General features: G+C 68.8%; 4 protein-coding genes. 3 read left to right on the forward strand and 1 reads right to left on the reverse strand.

Annotated features, from left to right (window positions below; all coding sequences use genetic code 11):
• From E8A12_RS18885 to E8A12_RS18895, 3 genes are all read left to right on the forward strand, one after another.
• The coding region (locus E8A12_RS18885; protein WP_293371681.1) for a hypothetical protein at positions 1-999 on the forward strand (999 nt) is incomplete at its 5' end.
• A gap of 53 nt (positions 1,000-1,052) precedes the next feature.
• A complete protein-coding gene (gene hisI, locus E8A12_RS18890) occupies positions 1,053-1,448 on the forward strand; it encodes a phosphoribosyl-AMP cyclohydrolase (RefSeq protein ID WP_293371683.1) in 396 nt (131 codons plus the stop codon).
• Positions 1,445-2,071 carry a LysE family translocator gene (locus tag E8A12_RS18895; protein ID WP_293371685.1) on the forward strand — a complete coding sequence of 209 codons (627 nt, stop codon included), beginning with the start codon at positions 1,445-1,447 and terminating at the stop codon, positions 2,069-2,071. Before hisI ends, E8A12_RS18895 begins: the two co-directional genes overlap by 4 nt.
• Here E8A12_RS18895 and E8A12_RS18900 read toward each other — a convergent pair.
• Positions 2,068-2,659: alkaline phosphatase D family protein (locus tag E8A12_RS18900; protein ID WP_293371687.1), on the reverse strand; the 592-nt coding region annotated here is incomplete at its 5' end. The two genes, E8A12_RS18895 and E8A12_RS18900, sit on opposite strands and share 4 nt — an antisense overlap.

The raw sequence follows: 2,659 nt of genomic DNA on the forward strand, positions 1-2,659 counted from the left end.
GACGCCTGGAAGGCGCGCGGGATCAACACAGTCGTCGAGATTCCCCAGGGGCATGACCCCCTGGCTTGGGCCCGCGCCGCCGACGCCAAGGGGCTCGACCAGATCCGCCGCCCGGCCGGCGATCCCGCGAGCGACCTCAAGGATGTCCATCTCATCGCCTGGGCCACCGATGACGAGCCCTCCGACACCAGGGTCGGGCGGGTCGACTACGGGTCGGTGGCGCATGACCCGGCCGAGGTTGTGAAACAGGCGGCGCCCTGGCGCGCGGCGGCCAAGGCCGCCGGTCGGTTCGTGCCGATCTGGACCAACCATATCGGCGGGCACATCTACCCAGACTGGGCGCAGAACAACGCCATTATGCGCGATTACATGCACGGCCCAGCCAGTGACTGGCTGGCCTCTGACCCCTATCCCGTCCAGGAGCGCCGGGCCTTGGTCATCGCCTCCAACGATGGGTACGCCTCCACGGTCCACGGCATATCCCTGGATCGCCAGCGCGCCTGGTCGGACGGAAAGCCGGTGATGAGCTTCATCGGGACATCGCCGTTCGGCGAGGGTACGCCCGTCCCGACACCGGCCGAGTTCAACCTGATGGCCTGGAGTTCGGTGATCCATGGCGCCGTGGGGATCATCTATTTTCCGGAGCGGCTTTCGCCGGCCTTTTCCTTTGACGCCACGCCGCCGGAGTTGGTGAGCGCGATCGCCCGCTTCGATCAGCAGGTCGGGGCCATGAACAGCATCCTGATGGACCCCAAAGCCGGCGGACGGACGCCCTTCCGGCTGTTCCGCTCCGCCAGCGCCGGCGCGCGTCCGATGGCCGACCAGTTGCCCTATCCCTTCGAGGCGACGGAGATCGCGACCCCGGAGGGGCCGTATCGGATCGTCCTCAACCTGAGCTCGCAGGACCAGGTGTTCGATAAGCCCTCGTGGGGCCTGAAGCAGGTCACCATAGCCGGCTATGGGGTCCACATTGGTCTCGCAACGCCGAACGCGCCTTGAAGGCGGAAGGGCGCCTCTAGCGCCGCTCGCCCCAGCGGCGCCATATGGAGCCCATGACCGCGACCTTCCCCACCGCGCCTGACAAGCACGCCCTGGAGCATGGCGCCGAGCTCGCGCCGCGCTTCGACGCCAATGGCCTGATCGCGGCGGTGGCGACGCACGCCGACACCGGCGAGGTGCTGATGTTCGCCTGGATGAACGCCGAGGCGCTAAGTCTGACGCTGTCGACCGGCGAGGCGCATTACTTCAGCCGAAGCCGGAGCGAGCTCTGGCATAAGGGCGCGACCAGCGGCCAGATCCAGGCAGTCGTGGAAGCGCGAATCGACTGCGACCAGGACTGCGTCTGGCTGAAGGTCCGGCCGCAGGGCGATGGCGGCGCCTGCCATACCGGCGCACGGTCCTGCTTCTATCGGGTGATCGAGGACTGCCACCTGAAGGATGCGCCATGACCGTCCTTCAGGCCCTGCTCGCCTTCTCGCTGGCCGCGGGCCTTTTGACCATCACGCCCGGATTGGACACAGCGCTGGTCCTGCGCGCGGCCGCGGTCGAAGGCCCGAGGCGCGCAGCTCTCGCGGCGATCGGCATCGGTCTGGGTTGCCTGGTCTGGGGCGCAGCGGCGGCGTTGGGCCTGGCGGCCCTTCTGCAGGCCTCGGCGATGGCCTTCAACGTCCTGAAGTGGGGCGGCGCCGCCTACCTGGTCTGGCTAGGGTTCGGCATGCTGCTGAAGCCCCGCGACCGCTTCGACGTCGGCGCGGGCGCCGCCTCCGGCGCGAGCCCGCTCGCCTGGCTGCACAAAGGGCTCCTGACCAATCTGCTGAACCCCAAGATCGGCGTCTTCTACGTCTCGTTCCTGCCCCAGTTCCTGCCGAAGGGCGTGGCGCCCGCGCCCTTCATCTTCCTGCTGGCCGGATTGCACGTCCTGATGGGTCTCGTCTGGTTCGCCGTCCTGATCGCCGCCACCCGCCCGATCGCCAAGGCGCTGAAGACCCCCGAGGTGGTCCGCTGGCTCGACCGGGCGACTGGGCTGGTCTTCCTGGGCTTCGGCGCCAGGCTCGCCTTCGAGCGGCGCTAGACCGGCTTCAAGGCCGAGACGCCGTTCGGGCCGGGCGTCGCGCGATATGTGGCGATGGGCCGGGTCGTGAAGGCTTTGTCCTTGATCGAGGAGACCGCGATCAGCTCGCCGGTGACGCTCGTGTGGGTCAGGGTGAGCAGCACGAAGCCCTTGGCCGTCTGGCTGTTGAACAGCACCTCGCGATTGTACCTGGCGAAGGCTTCGCCAAGCGGGACTTGCGGAAAGGGCTCGCCGGGGCCGGGGCTGCTGATCCCGGCCGCGCCGAACTCGACGGCGACGCGCTTGCCGCCGGTCTCGGCGTCGAACAGCTCATTGGCCCAGAAGGCGTCGCTGTTGCCCGAGACCACAATGGCGTTGGCGCGCGCCTTCTCGATCAGCGCCAGGACCCGTTGCCGGTCGGCGGGATAGCCGTCCCACATGTCCGTGCTCCAGGGCAGGCCCAGCACGGCGTTGGCCTCGATCTTGGCCAGCCGGCCGGCGGCCGGGCGGGAGAGCTCGGCCTTCGCCGCCGCATAGGCCGGCTCGGTCATGTAGCGGTGGACGGGCGGAGTGGAGAGCCGGGCCATCACCACTTCGTTGCCGATCAGC

The sequence above is a fragment of the Phenylobacterium sp. genome, from assembly GCF_004799395.1.
Classification (GTDB): domain Bacteria; phylum Pseudomonadota; class Alphaproteobacteria; order Caulobacterales; family Caulobacteraceae; genus Phenylobacterium.

What these genes read in the sequence shown, in the direction of transcription:
- hisI (WP_293371683.1), top strand. Translation starts at nt 1,053, where the DNA reads ATGACCGCGACCTTCCCCACCGCGCCTGACAAGCACGCCCTGGAGCAT.
- E8A12_RS18895 (WP_293371685.1), top strand. Translation starts at nt 1,445, where the DNA reads ATGACCGTCCTTCAGGCCCTGCTCGCCTTCTCGCTGGCCGCGGGCCTT.